Annotated in this window: 19 protein-coding genes; 9 read left to right on the plus strand and 10 right to left on the minus strand. The window is 69.1% G+C overall.

Annotation, left to right across the window (positions count from 1 at the left end; translation table 11 throughout):
- Window positions 1-28 precede the first annotated feature (28 nt).
- The 6 genes from dnaA to mutM all read right to left on the minus strand — a co-directional run bounded on the left by dnaA (window position 29) and on the right by mutM (window position 6,310).
- Window positions 29-1,510 (minus strand): chromosomal replication initiator protein DnaA, encoded by a 1,482-nt coding sequence (gene dnaA, locus AC07YH_RS10985; protein WP_494747028.1) that lies wholly within the window; start codon window positions 1,508-1,510, stop codon window positions 29-31.
- A 404-nt stretch (window positions 1,511-1,914) separates the two neighbouring features.
- Window positions 1,915-2,190, minus strand: a complete 276-nt coding sequence (gene rpsT / locus AC07YH_RS10990) for a 30S ribosomal protein S20 (RefSeq protein ID WP_004617408.1) — start codon at window positions 2,188-2,190, stop codon at window positions 1,915-1,917.
- Window positions 2,191-2,388: 198 nt separating this feature from the next.
- Window positions 2,389-3,177: an enoyl-CoA hydratase gene (locus AC07YH_RS10995; RefSeq protein WP_494747029.1), complete on the minus strand. Its 789-nt coding sequence runs from the start codon at window positions 3,175-3,177 to the stop codon at window positions 2,389-2,391.
- Window positions 3,178-3,203: 26 nt separating this feature from the next.
- Entirely contained in the window at window positions 3,204-5,054 is a 1,851-nt protein-coding gene (locus AC07YH_RS11000; RefSeq protein WP_494747030.1) for a prolyl oligopeptidase family serine peptidase, read from the minus strand.
- A 5-nt stretch (window positions 5,055-5,059) separates the two neighbouring features.
- Window positions 5,060-5,335: a hypothetical protein gene (locus tag AC07YH_RS11005; protein ID WP_494747031.1), complete on the minus strand. Its 276-nt coding sequence runs from the start codon at window positions 5,333-5,335 to the stop codon at window positions 5,060-5,062.
- A gap of 111 nt (window positions 5,336-5,446) precedes the next feature.
- Window positions 5,447-6,310, minus strand: a complete 864-nt coding sequence (mutM, locus tag AC07YH_RS11010) for a bifunctional DNA-formamidopyrimidine glycosylase/DNA-(apurinic or apyrimidinic site) lyase (RefSeq protein ID WP_494747032.1) — start codon at window positions 6,308-6,310, stop codon at window positions 5,447-5,449.
- A 70-nt stretch (window positions 6,311-6,380) separates the two neighbouring features.
- Between mutM and AC07YH_RS11015 the strand changes: the two genes are divergently transcribed.
- Genes AC07YH_RS11015 through AC07YH_RS11025 form a run of 3 tightly spaced genes read left to right on the plus strand, consistent with a single transcriptional unit; the run spans window position 6,381 to window position 9,294 of the window.
- Window positions 6,381-7,139, plus strand: coding sequence for a class I SAM-dependent methyltransferase (locus tag AC07YH_RS11015; RefSeq protein WP_494620122.1), 759 nt, complete (start codon window positions 6,381-6,383; stop codon window positions 7,137-7,139).
- Window positions 7,140-7,143: 4 nt separating this feature from the next.
- A complete protein-coding gene (gene ubiB / locus AC07YH_RS11020; RefSeq protein ID WP_494747033.1) occupies window positions 7,144-8,649 on the plus strand; it encodes a 2-polyprenylphenol 6-hydroxylase in 1,506 nt (501 codons plus the stop codon).
- 48 nt (window positions 8,650-8,697) lie between these two features.
- Window positions 8,698-9,294 carry a hypothetical protein gene (locus AC07YH_RS11025; RefSeq protein WP_494747034.1) on the plus strand — a complete coding sequence of 199 codons (597 nt, stop codon included), beginning with the start codon at window positions 8,698-8,700 and terminating at the stop codon, window positions 9,292-9,294.
- 4 nt (window positions 9,295-9,298) lie between these two features.
- On the opposite strand, the gene AC07YH_RS11030 is transcribed toward AC07YH_RS11025, so the two are convergent.
- Window positions 9,299-9,859 carry a hypothetical protein gene (locus tag AC07YH_RS11030; protein ID WP_494747035.1) on the minus strand — a complete coding sequence of 187 codons (561 nt, stop codon included), beginning with the start codon at window positions 9,857-9,859 and terminating at the stop codon, window positions 9,299-9,301.
- 153 nt (window positions 9,860-10,012) lie between these two features.
- Here AC07YH_RS11030 and coaBC point away from each other — a divergent pair, with 153 nt between their 5' ends.
- Both coaBC and dut read left to right on the plus strand, forming a co-directional pair.
- On the plus strand, window positions 10,013-11,209 hold the full coding sequence (coaBC, locus tag AC07YH_RS11035) for a bifunctional phosphopantothenoylcysteine decarboxylase/phosphopantothenate--cysteine ligase CoaBC (RefSeq protein ID WP_494747104.1): 1,197 nt from the start codon (window positions 10,013-10,015) through the stop codon (window positions 11,207-11,209).
- Window positions 11,210-11,272: 63 nt separating this feature from the next.
- Complete coding sequence (gene dut / locus AC07YH_RS11040; protein WP_494747036.1) at window positions 11,273-11,740, plus strand: dUTP diphosphatase; 468 nt, start codon at window positions 11,273-11,275, stop codon at window positions 11,738-11,740.
- On the opposite strand, the gene AC07YH_RS11045 is transcribed toward dut, so the two are convergent.
- Window positions 11,737-11,877 carry a hypothetical protein gene (locus AC07YH_RS11045; RefSeq protein ID WP_494747037.1) on the minus strand — a complete coding sequence of 47 codons (141 nt, stop codon included), beginning with the start codon at window positions 11,875-11,877 and terminating at the stop codon, window positions 11,737-11,739. The genes dut and AC07YH_RS11045 overlap by 4 nt on opposite strands.
- 393 nt (window positions 11,878-12,270) lie before the next feature.
- On the opposite strand from AC07YH_RS11045, the gene AC07YH_RS11050 reads away from it, so the two are divergent.
- From AC07YH_RS11050 to AC07YH_RS11065, 4 genes are all read left to right on the plus strand, one after another.
- The gene (locus AC07YH_RS11050) at window positions 12,271-14,061 is read left to right on the plus strand and encodes a methyl-accepting chemotaxis protein (protein ID WP_494747038.1); all 1,791 of its coding nucleotides are present in this window, start codon (window positions 12,271-12,273) and stop codon (window positions 14,059-14,061) included.
- A gap of 118 nt (window positions 14,062-14,179) precedes the next feature.
- Complete coding sequence (locus AC07YH_RS11055) at window positions 14,180-15,295, plus strand: HlyD family secretion protein (protein ID WP_494747039.1); 1,116 nt, start codon at window positions 14,180-14,182, stop codon at window positions 15,293-15,295.
- Window positions 15,296-15,310: 15 nt separating this feature from the next.
- Window positions 15,311-16,912: a DHA2 family efflux MFS transporter permease subunit gene (locus AC07YH_RS11060; protein ID WP_494747040.1), complete on the plus strand. Its 1,602-nt coding sequence runs from the start codon at window positions 15,311-15,313 to the stop codon at window positions 16,910-16,912.
- Window positions 16,912-17,520 (plus strand): TetR/AcrR family transcriptional regulator, encoded by a 609-nt coding sequence (locus AC07YH_RS11065; RefSeq protein ID WP_494747041.1) that lies wholly within the window; start codon window positions 16,912-16,914, stop codon window positions 17,518-17,520. Before AC07YH_RS11060 ends, AC07YH_RS11065 begins: the two co-directional genes overlap by 1 nt.
- A gap of 3 nt (window positions 17,521-17,523) precedes the next feature.
- Here the strand turns inward: AC07YH_RS11065 and AC07YH_RS11070 are convergent, their stop codons facing one another.
- Both AC07YH_RS11070 and AC07YH_RS11075 read right to left on the minus strand, forming a co-directional pair.
- The gene (locus AC07YH_RS11070; protein ID WP_494747042.1) at window positions 17,524-18,339 is read right to left on the minus strand and encodes an enoyl-ACP reductase FabI; all 816 of its coding nucleotides are present in this window, start codon (window positions 18,337-18,339) and stop codon (window positions 17,524-17,526) included.
- A gap of 64 nt (window positions 18,340-18,403) precedes the next feature.
- Entirely contained in the window at window positions 18,404-20,179 is a 1,776-nt protein-coding gene (locus tag AC07YH_RS11075) for an O-linked N-acetylglucosamine transferase, SPINDLY family protein (protein WP_494747043.1), read from the minus strand.
- Window positions 20,180-20,192: the final 13 nt, after the last annotated feature.

Below are 20,192 nucleotides of genomic sequence, written 5' to 3' on the forward strand. Positions count from 1 at the left end.
TTTTCCTTGAGCAGTCTTGGAGGACGGATCAGCCGCGCAGCTTGCGGGTGATGACTTCCAGGTCGTGGTTCAGGGCGCTGTCCTCGGCGCGCAGGGCCTCGATGCGGCGCACGGCGTGCAGGACGGTGGTGTGGTCGCGACCGCCGAAGCGACGGCCGATGTCCGGCAGCGAACGGGTGGTCAGCTGCTTGGCCAGCCACATGGCGGCCTGGCGCGGACGGGCCACGGCGCGGTTGCGGCGCTCGCTGAGCAGGTCGGCCTGCTTCATGCCATAGTGCTCGGACGTCGCCTTCTGGATGTCGTCGATGGTGATGCGCTTCTCGCCCGACCGCAGGTGCGGACGCAGAATGGCCTGCACCTCGTCCAGGGTCATGCGCGACAGGCCTTCGCCGGCGCGGGCCGACAGGGTGTTCAGCGCGCCTTCCAGCTCGCGGACGCTGTCGGTGAAGCGGTCGGCCAGGAACTGCAGCACGTCCGGACGCATGGTCGGCTCGAAGCCATGGGCCACGGCCAGGGTCTGGATCTTCTTTTCCAGGATGCCCATGCGCAGGCTGCGGTCGGCCGGCTCCAGGCCGCAGACCAGGCCCGCCGACAGGTGCGAGCGCAGGTGGGCGTCCATCTCGGTCATGGCCGACGGCGGACGGTCCGACGAGAACACGACGCGGCGGCCTTCCTCGACCAGGGCGGTCAGCGTGTGGAACAGCTCTTCCTGGGTCGACTGCTTGCCGGCGATGAAGTGGACGTCGTCGATGATCAGGAGGTCGGCCGCGCGCAGCTCTTCCTTGAAGGCCGCCGTCTGGCGATCCATCAGGGCGCGCACGAAGGTCGACAGGAAGCGCTCGGCGGTCAGGTACACGACGCGCTTTTCCGGCGCGTTGCGCATGGCTTCCCAGGCCAGGGCGTTCAGCAGGTGGGTCTTGCCGAAGCCGTAGGGGCCGTGGAACAGCACGGGATTGAAGTGACCGTCGGCCCAGTTGGCGATCCGGCGCGCCACGGCGTGGGCGAACTCGTTGGCCGGACCCGGGACGAAGGTCTCGAAGGTGAAGCGTTCCTGCAGGCCTTGCGTGCGGGGCGACTTGGCGCCCGGCGCCATGGCCATCGGCGTGTCGCTCGACACGGGCAGGACGATCTCGATGGGTTCGGCGGCCTTCGGAGCGGCTTCGACATAGGCGACGCCCGAGCCGACTTGAGCAGCCTCGAATTCCAGGCGCGACTTCAGGTCGATACGGCGGCCGGTCGCGTCGTTCGCGGTCCACAGCTCACCGATGCGACGCCAGGCGCTGCGACGGATCCAGTCGCGGGCGATGCCCGTCGACGTGACCAGCACGACATCACCGGTCGAGGCCTCGCGCAACATCGCCGGAGCGATCCACGACCCAAAGGCCGCATCGCCAAGCTCGCGCTTCAGGGCCACGCACACTTTCGACCAGACGCTCGTCGCCGGCTCGCAAGCCGCCGTCGAAATCGCCGCCGAGAAGTCCTGGCTGGCCACCCCGCCCTTCATCGTCATTCGTCCACCGCCTCGCACAAAAACAACCGCCGCTACCATTCCTGCCGCCCGCCCCCCAAAGGCGTACGGCCGGTTCACTCAACGCACACAGGTTCTTACCCGGCGAACGCTATGGGTCCGCCGCCGTCTCGTTTTTCCAAAGACTGGAGAAGCGCTGAGACGCTTAAACTAGCCACCGGCCCCCGCCGGTCAAACGGAAAACTTGCGTCCGAGCCCGGATATTTCTGTTGACTCGCGAGAGCCCCTCGCCCGGCAAGGGAATAGCCAAGCCAGCTACTCAGATCACAGATTGCAACGGCAGGAATAGAGCCTTGGATTCAAAGCAAAAGCCGACCAGGCGGACCTGATCGGCTTTTGTAAATACTTGTAATCGTTGGACGAACGGCGTTCGTCCAAATTCTGGACTAGGCCGCGGCCTTATCCAGCTTCTTCAGACGAGCAGCCAGGCGCGACACTTTGCGCGAGCCCGTATTGGGGTGAACCACGCCCTTCGAAACCGCGCGCATCAGCTCCGATTGAGCCTCCACGAAAGCGGCCTTGGCGACAGCCACATCGCCCTTGGCGATGGCGTCTTCGAACTTGCGCAGGAAGGTGCGCACGCGCGAGCGACGGGCGGTGTTGACTTCGGTGCGGCGGGCGATCTTGCGGATCGCTTTCTTGGCGCCGGGATTATTGGCCATTAGGTCGGACCTTCAAACGGACAGCCACGCGGCGACCGCGAAGCAGGGAAAACAGAGCGCGCGGATATACGGGAAGCGCTGGCCGGGGTCAACGGTCCACAGGCTAGAATCCTGCGGGCCATTTTGGCGCAATCGTTTCCGAGCGTGACAGCCAAAAGTGGGAACCGGTTTTGGCGCCCGTCACGCGACCAGAAAAGACTACTCGCCTTTGAATGCCGGTTTGCGCTTCTCGACGAAGGCCGCCATGCCTTCCTTCTGATCCTCGAACGCGAACAGCGAGTGGAACAGCCGCCGCTCCAGCGCCACGCCCGTCGTCAGGGTCGTCTCATAGGCGGCCTCGACCAGTTCCTTGTTCATGGCCGCGGCCAGCGGCGACTGGCCGGCGATCTTGGCGGCGATGGCCAGGACCTCGTCGATCAGCGTGTCGGCCGGGAACACCCGCGACACCAGGCCCGAGCGCTCGGCCTCCTCGGCGCCCATCATCCGGCCGGTCAGGATCATGTCCATGGCCTTGGACTTGCCAACGAAGCGGGTCAGGCGCTGGGTGCCGCCGATGCCGGGCGCGACGCCGAGGTTGATCTCGGGCTGGCCGAACTTGGCGGTGTCGGCGGCCAGGATGAAGTCGCACATCATGGCCAGCTCGCAGCCGCCGCCCAGGGCGTAGCCGGCGACGGCGGCGATGATCGGCTTGCGGCACTGCTCGATCGCCCGCGCGCCGGCCGTGAAGAAGTCGGCCTTGAACATCTGGGCGTAGGTCTTGTCCGACATCTCCTTGATGTCGGCGCCGGCCGCGAAGGCCTTGGCCGAGCCGGTCAGCACGATGCAACCCACGCCGTCGTCGGCTTCCGCCGCCGCCAGCGCCTGGGCGAGATCGGCCAGCAGAGCGGTGTTCAGCGCGTTCAGCGCCTCGGGCCGGTTCAGGCGGATCAAGGCGACGCCCGGCGCGGTCTCGGGCGCTTCGACGATCAGGGTCTGGTACTCGGCCATCACGGTCTCCTGCTTGAACAGAGCCGTTATAGAGAGGGTCCGCGCGTGTGGGCCAGCACGAAGGCGTAGCCGTCGGCCCGTCGGGCGATCGACGCCTCCCGGTCGCCCACATAGTGCCCGCCCTCGTAATTGACGCTGAGGATGGCCGGGTCGGGGCGGCTGCTCTTGGCCTGCAGGGTGGCGGCGAACTTGCCGACGATCCAGGGCTCGACCCGGCGGTCATTGGCGCCGGTGGTCAGCAGCACGGCCGGATAGCGCACGCCCGGCTTGACGGCGCGGATGGAGTCCATGGCCAGCAGGGCGCGGAACTCGTCTTCCTTCTTCACCGTGCCGAACTCGGCGTCGTTGCCCTTGCCGTTGGGGGTCAACTCGAAGCGGACGGTGTCGAAGCAGCCGACATTGGCGATCGCGGCCCCGAACAGGTCCGGACGCTCGGTCAGGGCCCGCCCGGCCATGATGCCGCCGGCCGAGGTGCCCTCGACCGCCAGATGGCCGGGCTTGGTCCAGCCCATCGCGACCAGGGCCAGGGCGACGTCGATCGTGTCGCGCCAGGTGTTGGGCTTGGTGGTCTTCATGCCGGCCTGGTGCCAGGCCTCGCCCTTCTCGCCGCCGCCGCGCACATGGGCGTAGACGAGTATCCCGCCCGCATCGAGGAAGGCCAGGGCCGAGACGCTGAAACCCGGATCGAGGACCGTGCCGTAGGCGCCATAGGCCTGGATCATGGTCGGCGCCGCGCCGTCGCGCTTCAGGGCTTTCAGGCGCAGCAGTTCGATCGGCACCAGCGCGCCGTCGCGCGCCTTGATCTCCATCCGCTCGGTCACGTAGCGCGACGCGTCGATCGGCTTCAGCTTGCCGAGATTGACCTCGTGGGCGGTGAAGCCGGCCGCGTCGATCCGGAACACGCCGGCCGGACGCGTCAGGTCGTCCGAACCGTACCAGGCGCCGTCGGTCAGGGGCGAGGTCGCCAGCCCGAAGATGGCGCCCGTCTGGGGCGGCGACAGGCGATCGACCTTGCCGTCGAGGCCGATCCGGATGACCGCGCCCATGCCGGCGACCAGGCCGTGGACATAGACCCCGTCCTTGGCCGCGCCCAGCGTGTCGATCACCACCGCGCTCGCCGGCAGCACGGTCGCGCCCTCGGCGAAGGTCTGGCCCTTGGCCAGATCGACCCGCACCACCTCGCCGCTCGACTGCCGGCCATTGGCCAGCAGATAGAGCCCGTCGCCGACCAGGACGCTGGTGACGACCCCGTCCGCGCGGCCGGCGACCTTGCGCCAGGCGGGCTTGCCGGCCGCCACGTCCGCGGCGCGCGCCACATAGACCTGGGTCTGCAGATAGCCGTTCAGCAGGTGGGTCCCCAGCACCCAGTCGCTGCCGGCCCCGCCAAAGACGAACGGGGCGTCGTCCTCCTGGGCCACGAAGTCGGGCCCTTCGCCCGAGCGCAGGATCTCGACATCGGCGGACGGGTCCGTGCCGATGCGGTGCATCCAGCAGCTGCCGCCCTGTTCGTAGTCGGTCGCGCCCGGCACGGCGTCGGCGCGGACGCGATAATAGAAGAAGGCCTTGCCGTCGCCGCTCCAGCCGCTGCCCTTGGAGCGCAGGGCGGTGATCCGGGTGCGCGCGCCCGAAGCGACGTCGACGATCCAGGCGGCGGTGATCTCCGAGCCGCCCTCGCCGACGCCCAGCGCCGCCAGCGATCCGTCCGGCGAAGGCAGGAACCAGTCCAGCGAGACCGGCGGGCCGCCGGGACGACGCTCGGCGGCCGGGTCGAACACCAGCTTCTCCGGCCCGCCCACGGCGTCGGCCACGAACAGGCGCGGCATCGGGCTGCTCGGCTCGACCCTCTGCAGGAACAGCCTCCGGCCGGCGGGCTGCACGCCGATCATTCCAGCGCGTCGTCATAGCGGCGGATCGCCGTGGCCATCGCCGCGCGATCCGGCAGGGCGTCCAGCACCCGCCGGGCGTGATCGGCCTGGCCCTTCAGCCAGGCGTCCCATTCGGGCGTGCGCGGGAAGGTCTCCATCCAGCGGTAGTCGTCGACGACCGGCGTGCCGAAATAGGTGTCGGTCACCGGCGAGAGCCGCGCCACGGGCGGGCCGGACACCGCCGCCTTGGCGCGTCCGCCGATCGCGGCCGCCACGGCGACGAGGGAACTCAAGACACCACGCCTGGACACTCGCACCATGGGACCGCCCTCGCCGATCAATGTTCGACGAGGACCCTGGCGCGCCCTGGCGAAGCTTGCAACCTCAGGCTTCCCCGAAACGCCTCAGACTTGGCAGACTGGACAGAAGAAGGTCGATCGGCCCGCCTGGACCTCGCGGGCGATGACGCCCTTGCAGCCAGGGGTCGGGCACGGCTCGTCCTCGCGGTCATAGACGCGGAAGCGGTGCTGGAAATAGCCCAGCGCCCCGTCGGCGGCGGCGAAGTCCTTCAGGGTCGAGCCGCCGACCTCGACGGCCTCGCCCAGCACCTCCTTGATCGCGGTCGTCAGCGGGCCGAGGCGCGTCTTGGCGATCCCGCCCGACGGCTTGAACGGCGAGATGTGCGCGCGGTGCAGGGCCTCGCACACATAGATATTGCCCAGGCCCGCCACGGTCTTCTGGTCCAGCAGCAGGGTCTTGGGGCCCTGCTTGCGGTTGGCGAAGGCCTTTTCCAGCGTCTTGGCGTCGAAGCCGTCGCCCAGCGGCTCGGGGCCCATGGTCGCGAACCACGGATGGCGGCTGACGGCGTCGGTCGGGATCAGGTCCATGAAGCCGAAGCGGCGTGGGTCGTAATAGGTGACCACCGCGCCCTCCTCGGTCTCGAAGACGACGTGGGCGTGCTTGTCGTCGGGCGTGACCTCGCGGGCGAAGTCACCGGGGCGCACCGTTCCCTCCGGCGCGGCGATCTCGAAGCGGCCGGTCATCCCCAGGTGCATGACGAGCGTGTCGCCGCGATCCAGCGGAGCCAAGATGTATTTGGCCCGGCGGTCCAGGCGCAGGATCTTGGCCCCGGTCAGTCGCTGGACGAAGCCATCCGGCAGCGGGAAGCGCAGGTCGGGCCGGTTGGCGCGGACGCGGGCCAGGCGCGCCCCGGACAGCACGGGCTCCAGGCCCCGGCGGACGGTCTCGACTTCGGGCAATTCGGGCAAGGGTGTTCCTTCGGCGGAAGACGCGGGCTAAGAGCGGTTTGTCATATAGAGAGCGCGGCCCAAAGACGTCATGAGCAACACCTCCGCCAGCTTCGGTTTCAAGGATGTCGACGCCTCGCTGAAGGCCGGGATGGTGCGCGGGGTCTTCGACCGCGTCGCCAAGAATTACGACATCATGAACGACCTGATGAGCGGTGGCGTCCACCGGCTCTGGAAGGACGCCGTGGCCGCGCGCCTCAACCCGCAGCCGGGCGAGGTGATCGTCGACTGCGCCGGCGGCACCGGCGACATGGCCCGCCGCTTCGCCAAGATGGCCCGATCGGCGCAAGAGCGCCGGGGCGGCCCGGACGCGACGATCAACATCGTCGACTACAATGCCGAGATGATCATGGCCGGCATCGAGCGCGGCGGCGAGCCGGAGATCACCTGGACCGTCGGCGACGCCCAGCGCCTGCCGCTGCCGGACAACTACGCCAACGCCTATGTCATCTCGTTCGGCATCCGCAACGTCACCGACATCGACGCGGCCCTGCGCGAGGCGCGCCGCGTGCTGAAGCCGGGCGGCCGCTTCCTGTGCCTGGAGTTCTCGCGTCCGGTGACCGAGGCGCTGGCCAAGGCGTACGACGCCTACAGCTTCAAGGTCATCCCACAGGTCGGCGAGTGGGTCGCCAAGGACCGCGAGGCCTATCAGTACCTGGTCGAGAGCATCCGCCGCTTCCCCGACCAGCGCACCTTCGCCGGGATGATGGAGAACGCCGGCTTCAAGCGGGTGACCTTCACCAACTTCACCGGCGGCGTCGCGGCCCTGCACCAGGGCTGGGCGCTCTAGGCCAGTGACGAGCTTTTCCGCCTTCTGGCGCCTGATCGGCGCGGGCTGGGCCCTGGTCCGGGCCGACGCCCTGATCCCGCGCGAGGTCGAGCCGCAGCTGCCGCCGTCCGCCAAGCTGGCAGGCCGGGTGCTGCGCCTGTTCGCCGACGGCGCGGCCAAACGTGGCCGGCCGGGCGAGCGCCTGGCGCGGGTGCTGGAAAAACAGGGCCCCGCCGCGATCAAGATGGGCCAGTTCCTGTCGACGCGGGCGGACATCTTCGGGACCGCCTTCGCCGAGGACCTGTCGCACCTGAAGGACCGGCTGGCGCCGTTCCCGCTGTCGGTCGCCGAGGCGGAAATCCAGCGCAACCTCGGCAAGCCGCTGGGCGAGATCTACCTCGAGATCGGCGAACCGGTCGCCGCCGCCTCCCTGGCCCAGGCCCATCCGGCCACGCTGGTCGACGGCCGCAAGGTCGCGGTCAAGGTTCTGCGCCCCGGCGTCGAGCGCCAGGTCGAGCAGGACAGCGCCGTGCTGCGCCTGGCCGCGCGCCTGGCCGAAAAGCTGGCTCCCGCCGCGCGCCGCCTGCGCCCCACCGAGTTCGTCGAGGTCGTCATCCGGTCGCTGGACCTGGAGATGGACCTGCGCTTCGAGGCCGCCGGCTGCGCCGAGCTGGGCGAGGCCATGGCGGTCGATCCGTACATGCGCGCGCCGCTGGTCTGCTGGGAGGGCGTCGGCAAACGCGTCCTGACCCTGACTTGGGCCGAGGGCGCGCCGCTGTCCGAAGCCGCCGCGCTGGACCTGCCCGGCCTGGACCGCAAGGCCCTGGCCGAGAACGTCACCCGAGGCTTCCTGGCCCAGGCCCTGGACCACGGCCTGTTCCACGCCGACCTGCACGAGGGCAACCTGTTCGTCGCAGCCCCGGCCCAGGTGGTCGCCGTCGACTACGGCATCGTCGGCCGCCTGGGCCCCGGCGAGCGGCGCTACCTGGCCGAAATCCTCTACGGCTTCCTGAACCGCGACTACGCCCGGGTGGCCAAGATCCATTTCGACGCCGGCTATGTGCCGGCTCACCAGGACATGGACGCCTTCGCCCAGGCCCTGCGCGCGGTCGGCGAGCCGGTGTTCGGCCGCGACGCCCGCGAGGTGTCGATGGGCCGGCTTCTCGCGCAGCTGTTCGAGATCACCGCCCTGTTCGACATGGCTCTGCGGCCGGAGCTGGTGCTCCTGCAGAAGACCATGGTCACCGTCGAGGGCGTGGCTCGCCGCATCGATCCCAAGCACGACCTGTGGGCCGCCGCCGACCCGGTGGTGCGCCGCTGGATCGGCCGCGAGCTCTCGCCCGCCGCCAAGGCCCGCGACTTCGCCGAGGAAGCCCTGCGCGCGATCCGCGCCCTGGCCCGCTTGGCCGAGGCCCCGCCGCCAGCGCCGGCCGTCGTCGAGCGTCAAGACACCTGGCCGCTGCTGTGGTTCCTGGTCGGCGCGGCGACAGCGGGCGCCGCGTTCGTGACGGGCCTGCTGCTGGCGCGGTAGGATCGGGCCAGGTTAAGCTGGCGGCGACATCAACCGAGCGCTCGCGTCATGCACGGAACGTCGCCGCCTACCGCCATCGCCCAGTCCCCGCGCCGCAGATGGGGCGCCCTGCGCCTGGCCATCATCTGCACGATCGGCGGCCTGATGCTGTGGACCCTGCAGGTCAGCGAATTCGTTTCCAGCCCCTTCGGCCAAGCCGTCGCCCTGGTGGTCGCGGCGGGCGTCGGCCTGCTAACCGCCTGCGGAACCTGGTTGGACCCCGTCCCGGACGACGCCCCGTATCAGGCGACCATGATCGCCCGCTTCCCGGTCATGAAGGATCGGCGCGCGCGCACCGCCAGCATGGCCATCCTCGCCGCCCTACTCACCTTCCTGGGCGTCAACGGCGCGGGCCTGGAGTTCTGGACAATGGCCACGGGTCATCCCGGCGAGCGCCCCCTGCACCTGGGCGCCTACCTAAGCCACTATCGTGGCAACTGCGCCGGCTTCACGCTGCAGGAAGCGCCATTCATGACCCATCGCATCATCTGCGCCCGCTATCCGGACGGCGCGCCCCCAGCGCCCGCCGGGACACCCGTCGCCGTCTGGGGCCAGACCTCGGACGTCGGCATCCGGGTCGAGCGCTTCCAGATCGAGCCCTCCTGAGGCCCTACCCCTCCGCCGCCTCCCGTCGCTTGGCCGCCGACGCGCGACGCGCCTCGCGGGTCTTCTGTTCCTCCCAGTAGTCCGCGCCTTCGTCCGGCTTGAACATCGTGCGCGGCGCGCCTTCGCGGGAGACCACCGCGAAGACATTGCCCTTGGGGTCGTAGATCAGCAGGTCGCCGTTCGCGCGCTTGAGCGTCTCGGCCCCCTTGGGCGGGTCGCTGACGAAGGCGTGGACCTTGGCGACATAGTCCTCGGTCGACTTGGCCTCGAAGGTCGCGCCGTTGCTGCGGAACGAGCGGTCGGCGTTCTCCTCGGCGCTGCGGGTGCGGTTGGCGGCCCAGTAGGGCTTGCCGGCCACCAGCTTGACCGGCGCGTCGCGCGGATCGGCGCGGCGACCGCCGTCTTCGGGCGAACCACCCGCCTCCGCCGTCGGCGCGGTTTCGCTCTGGGCCCGCTCGCCAGCCTTGGGCGCCTTCACCGCCGACGCCCCGCTGTCACAGCCCGTCAGGGCCGCGAGGGCCAGGACCGTCGCCACACCGTACGCAACTTGTCGTGCAAACTTCATGATCGTATCCGCCCTTTCATTCTACTTTGACGATTACTGAACGAAAGCGGAACGCGAGTCGAGTCCCTATCTTCACGGTGTGATTGTCTCTGGCGCTTTGTGGTCGGCATGGGCATGTGCAGGAGCGAGATGGACGTGGGCGCGGAGCACACAGTGAACGGCAAGCGGGTTCTTCTGATCGTCGGCGGCGGGGTGGCGGCCTACAAGGCGCTGCTCTTGACCCGGCTCCTCCGCAAGGCCGGGATCGGCGTGCGGCCGATCCTGACCAAGTCCGGGGCCGAGTTCGTGACGCCGCTGTCGCTGGCCGCCCTGGCCGAGGACAAGGTCTATCAGGAGCTGTTCTCGCTGACCGACGAGCACGAGATGGGCCATATCGAGCTGTCGCGCTCGGCCGACCTGATCGTGGTCGCGCCGGCGACGGCCGACCTGATCGCCAAGGCGGCGAACGGCCTGGCCGGGGACCTGGCCTCCACCACCCTGCTGGCCACCGACAAACCGGTGCTGATGGCCCCGGCCATGAACGTGCGGATGTGGCTGCACCCGGCCACCCAGCGCAATATCGCGACGCTCAAGGCCGACGGCGTCAGTTTCGTGGGCCCCGACGAGGGCGCCATGGCCTGCGGCGAGTTCGGGCCGGGCCGCCTGGCCGAGCCGGAAGAGATCTTCGCCGCCATCGTCGCGCAGCTGGAAGGTCCCGCCGCCCGACCGCTGCAAGGCAAGAAGGCCCTGGTCACCGCCGGCCCGACCTTCGAGCCGATCGACCCGGTGCGGGGCATCACCAACCGCTCCAGTGGCAAGCAGGGCTTCGCGATCGCCGAGGCGCTGGCCAAGCTGGGCGCCGAAGTCACCTTGATCGCCGGCCCCGTCGCCCTGCCGACCCCGGTCGGGGTCAAGCGCATCGACATCGAGACCGCCCGCCAGATGCTGGCCGCCAGCCAGGCCGCCCTGCCCGCCGATGTCGGCGTGTTCGTGGCCGCCGTCGCCGACTGGCGGGTCGACGAGGCGTTCGGGACCAAGCTGAAGAAGGAAAAGGGCGGCCCGCCAGCCCTGACCTTCGTCGAGAACCCCGACATCCTGGCGACCCTGTCGGCCTCGGGTCCGAACCGGCCCAAGCTCGTTGTCGGCTTCGCGGCCGAGACCGACCATGTCGAGGAACACGCCCGCGCCAAGCTGGCTCGCAAGGGCTGCGACTGGATCATCGCCAACGACGTCACCGAACCGGGCGTGATGGGCGGCGGCGAGAATGCCGTTCTGCTGATCACCCAGGACGGTGTCGAGCGCTGGGACCGGGCGGCCAAGGACCAGGTGGCGGCCCAGATCGCGCAGCGGATCGCCGACGTTCTCTCCTAAGGGGCGCTGGCCTGAGCGGCCGCAAATCAGCTACAGGCGGGCGGTCTTTCAGGAGCACCGCCCATGTCCGCCATCCCCGCCGGTCTCGCCATCCGCTTCAAGCGCTGGGAAGGTCAGTCCGACCTGCCGGTTCCGGCCTATGCCAGCGCCGGCGCGGCGGGTTTCGATCTGCGGGCGCACGTGCCGGAAGCCGAGCCGATGGTCATCAAGCCGGGCTCGCGCGTCATGGTCCCGACCGGGTTCTCGGTGGCGGTTCCGGACGGTTACGAGATGCAGGTGCGCCCGCGCTCGGGCCTGGCGTTCAAGAACGGCGTGACGGTGGTCAACGCGCCGGGCACGGTCGACAGCGACTATCGCGGCCAGGTCTGCGTGCTGCTGATCAATCTGGGCGAAGAGGACTTCACCATCCGCCGGGGCGACCGCATCGCCCAGGGCGTCATCGCGGCCGCGCCGCAGTGGTCGCTGGTGGAAGTCGAGGACCTGGACGCCACGGATCGCGGCGCTGGCGGCTTCGGCTCGACCGGGGTTTAACCCGCGACGGGGTGAATGGCCCGCAGGCCGATCATCAGATAGCCGCCAAAGCCGGCCGCGAAAGCGGCCGCGGCCATCCAGAGCACCGGACGGATCATGTCGAGCGGCGTCTGGCCGATCGGTTGCTGCGTCTTCAAAGGAACCTCCTGGACCTTGAGCGGGGCCCGGCGGGAACTCGCGCCGGAGGAGATACGCACTCCCGAGGCGTTGGTTGCGCGTGGGGAGCGGCTTTTACTTTGTCGTGATTCCGACGCAAGGGAAATCGTGACGTGTCGTCGCATGGTCAAGCTTGCGTTGCGGATCAGCCACTCAGGCATTGGTGCAAAGACCCCCAATAAAGCCGCGAAGTATAGTTCCGCGACACCTGCGTCAAAACGACGCGAACCGGGGCTGTGCAAGGCGTCTGTTGACCGAGAAAACGATTTCCCGCCCCCGCATTTGACCTAACATTGATCTTAATCAAGACCCTTCGGGTTTGTTAACCCTGTGCGGGCTACTTCCCCTCGACTTCGGGTCCTGGGGCACTGCTCATGTCTAATCTCAAGGTTGCGCACAAACTCTTGGTAGCGTTCGCCGCGCTGGTGGCCGGCGTCATTCTCGCGGGCGCGCTGGTCGCCGGCAGTCTGTCGTCGATCCAGAAGATCACGGCGCTGAACGAGCACAGCTATGCCTATGTCGACGCGATCGCCGACACGACCGGAGCCCTGGTCGAAGAACAGAACGCCGTGCGCGGCTACGTCGCCAGCCGCGACGCCTCGTTCCTGAAGAAGCGCGAGAAGTACCAGACCGAATACAAGGCCGCCTTCGAGCGCATCCTGGCCGGGGTCGAGGATCCGGACGAGAAGGCCCGCGCCGATGCGCTGACGGCCGCCGTCGGCGTCTTCGAGACCGAGATCGGCCAGCAGATCGCCGAGGCCAACGATCCGGCCACGCTGGAGAAGGCGCGCGGCGAGATCGCCACCACCGGCCGCCTGACCGACATCCGCAAGGTGCTGGAGAGCATGACCAAGGTCGAGGAAGACCAACTGGCCGTGCGTCGCGCCGACCAGGCCAAGGCCTTCCGCACCGGTATCATCACCCTGGCCGCCGGCGGCGCCCTGGCGATCGGCGTCGCGGTGCTGATGGGCTGGCTGCTGTCCAACGCCATCGCCGCCCCGGTCACCGCCATGACCGCCGTCATGCGCCGCCTGGCCGGCGGCGACAACGCCGTCGAGGTCCCGGCCGTGGGCCGCAAGGACGAGATCGGCGGCATGGCCGCCGCCGTCCTGACCTTCAAGGAAGCCGCCCTGGAGAAGATCCGCCTGGAAGGCGTCGCCGCCGACCAGCGCGCCGACGCCGAACGGGCCCGCGAGGCCGGCGAGGTCGAGCGCCAGGGCAACGCCCGCGAGCAGGCCCAGGTGGTCGCCGGCGTCGGCAAGGGGCTGGAGGCCCTGGCCGGCGGCGACCTGACCTTCCGCCTGACCGAGACCTTCCCGCCCGCCTATCGCAAGCTGCAGGCCGACTTCAACGCCGCCATGGACCAGCTGGCCGACACCATGACCGTGATCAACGGCGCGGTCGGCGGCATCCAGGCCGGCTCGGGCGAGATCAGCCACGCGGCCGACGACCTGTCGCGCCGCACCGAGCAGCAGGCCGCCAGCCTGGAAGAGACGGCCGCCGCGCTGGACGAGATCACCGCCACGGTCCGCCGCACGGCCGAAGGCGCGGGAAGCGCCCGCCGCACCGTCGACAGCGCCCGCAAGGACGCCGAGACCGGCGGCGACGTCGTCGATCGCGCCGTGGCCGCCATGGGTCAGATCGAAAGCAGCTCGCGCGAGATCGGCGCCATCATCGGCGTCATCGACGAAATCGCCTTCCAGACCAATCTGCTCGCCCTGAACGCTGGCGTCGAAGCGGCCCGCGCTGGTGAAGCCGGCCGTGGCTTCGCGGTCGTGGCCCAAGAGGTCCGCGCGCTCGCCCAGCGCTCGGCCGAAGCCGCCAAGGAGATCAAGACCCTGATCAACGCCTCGACCCAGCAGGTCGAGACGGGCGTCGACCTGGTCGGCGAGACCGGCGAGGCTTTGCGCCGGATCATCGCCGGCGTGCAGGACATCAACCGCATCGTCGCCGAGATCGCCGCCTCGGCCACGGAACAGGCCACCGGCCTGCACCAGGTCAATATGGCCGTGAACCAGATGGACCAGGCCACCCAGCAGAACGCCGCCATGGTCGAGCAGAGCACGGCCGCCAGCCACGCCCTGTCCAACGAGGCGCGCGAGCTGGGCCGTCTGGTGCAACGCTTCCGTCTGGCGGACGGTGCGACGACCCGCCGCGCCGCCTGAAAGCCTTAGGATTTTTCCCGTATCGTTGATTTTTGGACGGGTGCGTCCATTTATCCCTTGAAGAGCGCGCCGGAGCCCAGTATCCGGCGCGCTTGAAACCTTTGATACGGGTCAAGCCATGGCGTCGCCGGAAAAGTCCGCGGGTAAGAGCAAGCTGGTCCCGATGATCGTGGGCGGGGTCGTCCTCGCCGGCGTGGTCGTCGGCGGGACCTTCTGGTTCCTCGACAAGCAGCACTTCGAAAGCACCGACAACGCCTTCGTCCAGGCCGACACCGTGCAGGTCAGCCCGCAGGTCAGCGGCTATGTGGCCGAGGTGCTGGTGGCCGACAACCAGCGGGTCGAGGCCGGCCAGGTGCTGGCCAAGATCGACCCGTCGACCTTCCAGGCCCGCCTGGATCAGGCGATCGCCAACGCCGGCGCCGCCGACGCGGCGATCAAGGCGGTCGATGACAAGAACAGCCTGGAACAGGCGATGATCGCCCAGAAGGCCGCCGGCGTGACCAGCGCCCAGGCCGACGCCGGCCGCGCCAAGGCCGATCTCGAGCGCTACGACGCCCTGGCCAAGCAAGGCTGGGTCAGCCAGCAGAAGGTCCAGACCGAGCGCGCCGGCGCCACCCAGACCGCCGCCGGCGTCGCCAGCGCCCAGGCCGCTCTCGAAGCCGAGAAGCGCGCCGCCCAGTCGCTGGGCTCGGCCAAGGCCCAGACCATCGCCCAGGCCGCCGCCGCCCACGCCGCCGTGGAGCAGGCCAAGCTCGACCTGGAACGCACCGTGATCCGCGCCCCCGCCGGCGGCGTGGTCGGCGCCCGCTCGGTCCGTCCGGGCCAGCTGGTCCAGCCGGGGGTCGCCCTGATGTCGGTCGTGCCGCTGGGCCAAGCCTATATCGTCGCCAACTTCAAGGAGACCCAGGTCTCGCGCATCCGCGTCGGCCAACCGGTCGAGATCAAAGCCGACGCCTTCGGCAAGCAGAAGATCGTCGGCAAGGTCGACAGCTTCGCGCCGGCCACCGGTCAGGAGTTCGCCCTGATCCCGGTCGAGAACGCCGTCGGCAACTTCACCAAGATCACCCAGCGCCTGCCGGTCAAGATCGTGGTCGATCGCAGCCAGTTGGGCCAGGCCCTGCGTCCGGGCCTGTCGGTCGAGATCAAGGTCGACGTCCGCGACCGCTCGGGCCCTTCGTTCGCCGAGGCCGGCCAGGCCACGCCGCAGGTCGCCCGCCAGGGCGTGGACCGCTAGTCGAGGCGTCCGGTCATGACCGACGCCGCCCTCCCCCCGAGTGAAATGGCCGCCCAGGCCATTCCCGCTCCCAAGCCCGAAGTCGACTGGACCAAGCTGTTCCTCGGCTTCGGGGCGATGGTCATCGGCCAGTTCATGGCCATCCTCGACATCCAGATCGTGGCGGCCTCGCTGCCGCAGATCCAAGCGGGCGTGGGCGCCAGCACCGACCAGATCAGCTGGATCCAGACCGCCTATCTGATCCCCGAGGTCGTGATGATCCCGCTGTCGGGATATCTGTCGCGCCTGTGGGGCACCCAGCGGCTCTACCTGATCTCCTGCACCGGCTTCATCGTCATGAGCGTGCTGACGGGCCTGAGCTCGTCGATCGACATGATGATCCTGACGCGGGCCCTGCAGGGCTTCATCGGCGGGGCGATGATCCCGACGGTGTTCGCCGTGGCCTTCACCGCCTTCCCGCCCGAGCGGCGCATCACCGCCAGCGTGATCATGGGCCTGATCGTCACCCTGGCTCCGACGGTCGGCCCCACGCTGGGCGGTCACCTGACCGAGGCGCTGAGCTGGCGCTGGCTGTTCTTCATCAACGTCCCGACCGGCCTGATCGTGCTGTTCGGCGTCTATCGCTGGGCCGATTTCGACAAGGGCGATCCCAGCCTGTCCAAGGGCTTCGACTGGTTTGGCCTGATCGTCATGGCGATCTTCCTGATGAGCATGCAGTTCGTGCTGGAGGAAGGCGCCAAGGACGACTGGTTCGACGACAGCGGCATCCTGTGGCTGACCGTGCTGGCCGTCCTGGGCGGCGCGACCTTCATCTGGCGGCAGCTGACCTACAAGAACCCGATCGTCGAGCTGCGCGCCTTCGCCAATCGCAACTTCACCGTCGGCGTGCTGATGACGGCGGTGTCGGGCGCCAGCCTGTTTGGCGGCACCTTCCTGCTGCCGCAGTTCCTGGGCCGGGTGCGCCACTATTCGGCGTCGGAGGTTGGCACCACCATGGTCGTGTCGGGCCTCTCCATGTTCCTGACCGGCCCGCTCGCTGGCCGCCTGGTGCGCAAGGGCGACCCGCGCGTGCCGATGTTCATCGGCTTCATGCTGGCCGGTTTCGGCATGTACATGGCCCACGGCGTGACCAAGGACTGGGGTTTCTGGGAATTCGCCGGCGTCCAGGCTTGCCGTGGCGTCGGGGTCATGATCGCCATGATCGCCACCCAGCAGATCACGATGAGCACCTTGCCCCCACACATGGTCAAGAACGCCTCCGGCCTGGTGAACCTGTCGCGCAACACCGGCGGGGCCATCGGCCTTGCCTTGCTGGCCACCTCGATCACCCAGCAGACCGCGCTGTACTACGACGACCTCTCTTCAAAGGTGACGCAAGGCGGCGCCACGGCCGGCATGATGAACGGGCTGATGGAGCGGATGCAGCAGCTGGGCGTCGCCGATCCCGGCGGCGCGGCGCGCAAGGCCATCGGCGGCATGATGCAGCAGCAGGCAACGGTGCTGGCCTTCGGCGACAGCTTCACCCTGCTGGCCATCGGCTGTTTCGTCGCCGCTGGCGTGTCGCTGCTGGCCGCGCCGGTCAAGAACGCTCCCCCGCCGCCTTCGGACGCCCACTGATGCCTCGCGTAGCTGGACAGATCGACGTCGCCAAGACCGAAGCCATCCTCGACGCCGCCGTCGAGGTGATCGGCGAGCGCGGCCTCTCGGCCCCGATGGAGGAGATCGCCCGCCGGGCGGGGGTCTCCAAGCAGACGGTCTATAACCACTACGGCTCCAAGGCCGATCTGATGCGGGCCCTGATGAACCGCCGGGTCGAGGCCATCACCGCCTCCCTGCGCGAGCCGGGGGCCATCGAGAATCCGACCGAGGCGCTGGAGGCCTATGCCCGCTCGGTGCTGGAAACGGTGATCACCAGCAAGAGCTATTCGATGATGCGCGTGATCATGCTGGGCTCGGGCGAGATGCCCGACGTCGCCAAGGAGGTCTTCGAGGCCGGTCCGCTCAGCGCTCGCAAGCAGCTGGCGGCCTTCCTGCAGACCGAGACCGAGCTGGGCCGCATGAAGGTCGAGGATTTCGACCAGGCGGCGGAGTTCTTCTCCGGCATGGTCATGGGCCACAGCCAGCTGCGCTCGCTGCTGCGCCTGCCGTCCGACAAGACCCCAGACGAATACGGCCGCCTCGCGAGGGAGGCGGCCGTTCGTTTCATGAGAGCGTATGCGCCCTAAGCCTTAGGCCTCTTCGGCGTCCGGCATGCCCATCATGTGGAAGCCGGCGTCGACGTGGACGACTTCGCCCGTGGTCGACAGGCCAAGGTCGGAGACCAGCCACAGGGCCGCGCCCGCGACGCCTTCCATCGAGGTGTCTTCCTTCATCGCCGAGAACGCGCGGCCTTGGGCGATCATGCCACGGCCGCCGGCGATGCCGGCCAGGGCCAGGGTGCGCATGGCGCCGGCCGAGATGGCGTTGCAGCGGATGCCCTTGGGGCCCAGGTCGCGGGCGATGTAGCGGGTCGCCGCTTCCAGGGCGGCCTTGGCCACGCCCATGGTGTTGTAGTTCGGGATGGTCCGCTCCGACCCCAGATAGGTCATGGTGATCAGCGAGCCGCCGTTCGGCATCAGCTTGGACGCGCGCTTGGCGACGTCCACGAAGCTGAAGGCCGAGATGTTCATCGCCGTCAGGAAACCCTCGCGGGTGGTGTTATCGACGAACGAACCCTTCAGCTCGTCCTTGTTGGCGAAGGCCACCGAGTGGACGACGAAGTCGATCGTCCCGAACTTCTCTTCAATTGCCTGGAAGGCCGCATCCATCGAGGCGTCGTCGGTGACGTCGGCCGGGACCAGGGTGGTGACGCCGATGCTCTCGGCCAGCGGCCGCACGCGGCGCTCCAGGGCTTCACCCTGGTAGGTGAAGATCATCTCGGCGCCCTGGGCGGCCAGCTGCGAGGCGATGCCCCAGGCGATGGAGTTGTGGTTGGCCACGCCCATGACGAGGCCCTTCTTGCCCCGCATCAGCTCGCCCTTGGGGAACGCGTAATCGTCGGCCATGTGTCGGGCCCCTTCTGAAGTCGTTGTTCGCTGGTTAGCAGGGGCCGGGGCGGTGCGGAACCCTTCAGCGACGGACGAGGCTCTCGTACGCGGCCTCAAGCGACCGTGCGAAGGCGGCCGGATCGAACAGGGTCGAGCGCTCGACGGCCTCGGCGACGCGGGTTTTCAGGGCTTTGTCGGCAACCAGCGCAACGGCCTTGGCGACGTAGTCAGCCTCGGACGCGGCGATCAGTTCGGGCATGCCGATGGCGGTCAAAAGGCTGGCCCCGACCCGGCTGGCGAAGCTCTTGCCGGGCAGGGTCAGCACCGGAATCCCCATCCGCAGCGCGTCGCTGGCGGTGGTGTGGGCGCCGTAGGGCCAGGTGTCGAGCATCAGATCGGCCAGGGCGTGGCGGGCCAGGTGCTGGTCGTGTGGGGCAGGCTCGGCGAAGATCAGGCGCTCGGGCGCGATCCCAGCCGCTTCTGCGTGAGCCCGCAGGTTTTCGGCCGCTCCCGGCGCGCCGGCATAGAGCCAGAGTGCGGCATCCGGCGCGGCCTTCAGGGTCGCCATCCAGGCCGCGAACACCTCCGGCGTGATCTTGGCCGGGTTGTTGAAGCAGCAGAACACCGGCGCGCCCTCCGGCAGGCCCGCTTCGGCGCGACTGGGCGGCGGTAGTACCGGTCCGAGGGCGTCGTTGGGCTGGTAGTGCGGCAGGCGCACCACCGCCTCGGACCAGTCGGACTCCGCGCCCGGCGGGATCGTCACGGCGTCGGCCAGGACCACGTCGGCGCGGGCGCCGAGCGTGCCCGGATAGCCCAACCAGCTGACCTGGACCGGGGCGGCGCGATGGGCCAGGACGCCTGGCCGGCCATCCTGGGTGTAGCCCTTCAAGTCCACCGCGATATCAATGCCTTGTTCGCGACACTTCAGGGCGATTTCAGCATCCGAAAGGCTCCGCGCGGCGATCCAATGCTCGCAAGCCGCCTTCAAACGCGCCTGCATCGGGCCGCCGGTCTCGGGGCCATACGAGACGGCGAAGACCTCGAACTTCGAGCGGTCATGCGCCTCCAGTACCCCGGCCAAGAGCCGCGCCGTGGCGTGCTCGTGCAGGTCGGAGGAGAGGTAGGCGATGCGGATACGCTCCCCCGTCGGCCGGGCCGGCCATACCGGCGTCGGACCGGGTTGCGGCGCGGTCAGCTGGGCGCAGCGACGGTGCAGGACAGGAATGTCGAAGATCGCCAGGGCCGCGAACGGCGCGATGGCCGGGCGGCCCAGCTTCAGGTCCGCCTTGACCAGCATGTCCAGCGCCGCGTCCTCGCTCCAGTCGCAAACCTGGCGGCGGGCCCACATCAGGTCGCCGGCCAGGCCCGGATGCAGCGGGTCGAGTTCCAGCAAGGCTTCCAGGTCCCGCGCCGCCTCGGCCGGGCGGTTCAGCAGCGATTTGAGCGCGGCGCGATGAGCCAGGACGCCCGGCTCGCGCGGGACGTGGTCCAGCACCGCCAGCGCCTCCTCGAAGCCGCCAAGTCTCTGGAGCGACAGGGCCAAGGCCTTGAAAACAGGGGGATTGTCGGGATCGGCGGTCAGGGCGGCCCGAGCCGCGACCACCGCCTCCTGGTCTCGCCCCAAGGCCGTCAGGGCCAGCGCCTTACCCGACAACAGGCCGGGCCGCGCGCCGTCCAGCGCCAGGCCAGCGTCGAGCGCCGCCAAAGCCGTTTCGGCCTGGTCCAGGCCCAGTCGGGAAACGCCCAGGATGTGCCAGGCCTCGACCGTCGGCTCCTCGACCACCAGCCGCTCGCACAGGGCGACGGCCTCGGCCAAGCGGCCGGCTTGATAGAGGGCGAAGGCCTCGCGGGCGCTCATCGACGCCCGCGCG

The sequence above is a fragment of the Caulobacter sp. GW456-12-1-14-TSB4 genome, assembly GCF_059424195.1.

Excerpts from the sequence above, each read along its gene's own strand:
- dnaA (WP_494747028.1), bottom strand. The coding sequence starts at position 1,510 with ATGACGATGAAGGGCGGGGTGGCCAGCCAGGACTTCTCGGCGGCGATT.
- rpsT (WP_004617408.1), bottom strand. The coding sequence starts at position 2,190 with ATGGCCAATAATCCCGGCGCCAAGAAAGCGATCCGCAAGATCGCCCGC.
- AC07YH_RS10995 (WP_494747029.1), bottom strand. The coding sequence starts at position 3,177 with ATGGCCGAGTACCAGACCCTGATCGTCGAAGCGCCCGAGACCGCGCCG.
- AC07YH_RS11015 (WP_494620122.1), top strand. The coding sequence starts at position 6,381 with ATGAGCAACACCTCCGCCAGCTTCGGTTTCAAGGATGTCGACGCCTCG.
- AC07YH_RS11025 (WP_494747034.1), top strand. The coding sequence starts at position 8,698 with ATGCACGGAACGTCGCCGCCTACCGCCATCGCCCAGTCCCCGCGCCGC.
- AC07YH_RS11030 (WP_494747035.1), bottom strand. The coding sequence starts at position 9,859 with ATGAAGTTTGCACGACAAGTTGCGTACGGTGTGGCGACGGTCCTGGCC.
- dut (WP_494747036.1), top strand. The coding sequence starts at position 11,273 with ATGTCCGCCATCCCCGCCGGTCTCGCCATCCGCTTCAAGCGCTGGGAA.
- AC07YH_RS11050 (WP_494747038.1), top strand. The coding sequence starts at position 12,271 with ATGTCTAATCTCAAGGTTGCGCACAAACTCTTGGTAGCGTTCGCCGCG.
- AC07YH_RS11055 (WP_494747039.1), top strand. The coding sequence starts at position 14,180 with ATGGCGTCGCCGGAAAAGTCCGCGGGTAAGAGCAAGCTGGTCCCGATG.
- AC07YH_RS11060 (WP_494747040.1), top strand. The coding sequence starts at position 15,311 with ATGACCGACGCCGCCCTCCCCCCGAGTGAAATGGCCGCCCAGGCCATT.
- AC07YH_RS11065 (WP_494747041.1), top strand. The coding sequence starts at position 16,912 with ATGCCTCGCGTAGCTGGACAGATCGACGTCGCCAAGACCGAAGCCATC.
- AC07YH_RS11070 (WP_494747042.1), bottom strand. The coding sequence starts at position 18,339 with ATGGCCGACGATTACGCGTTCCCCAAGGGCGAGCTGATGCGGGGCAAG.
- AC07YH_RS11075 (WP_494747043.1), bottom strand. The coding sequence starts at position 20,179 with ATGAGCGCCCGCGAGGCCTTCGCCCTCTATCAAGCCGGCCGCTTGGCC.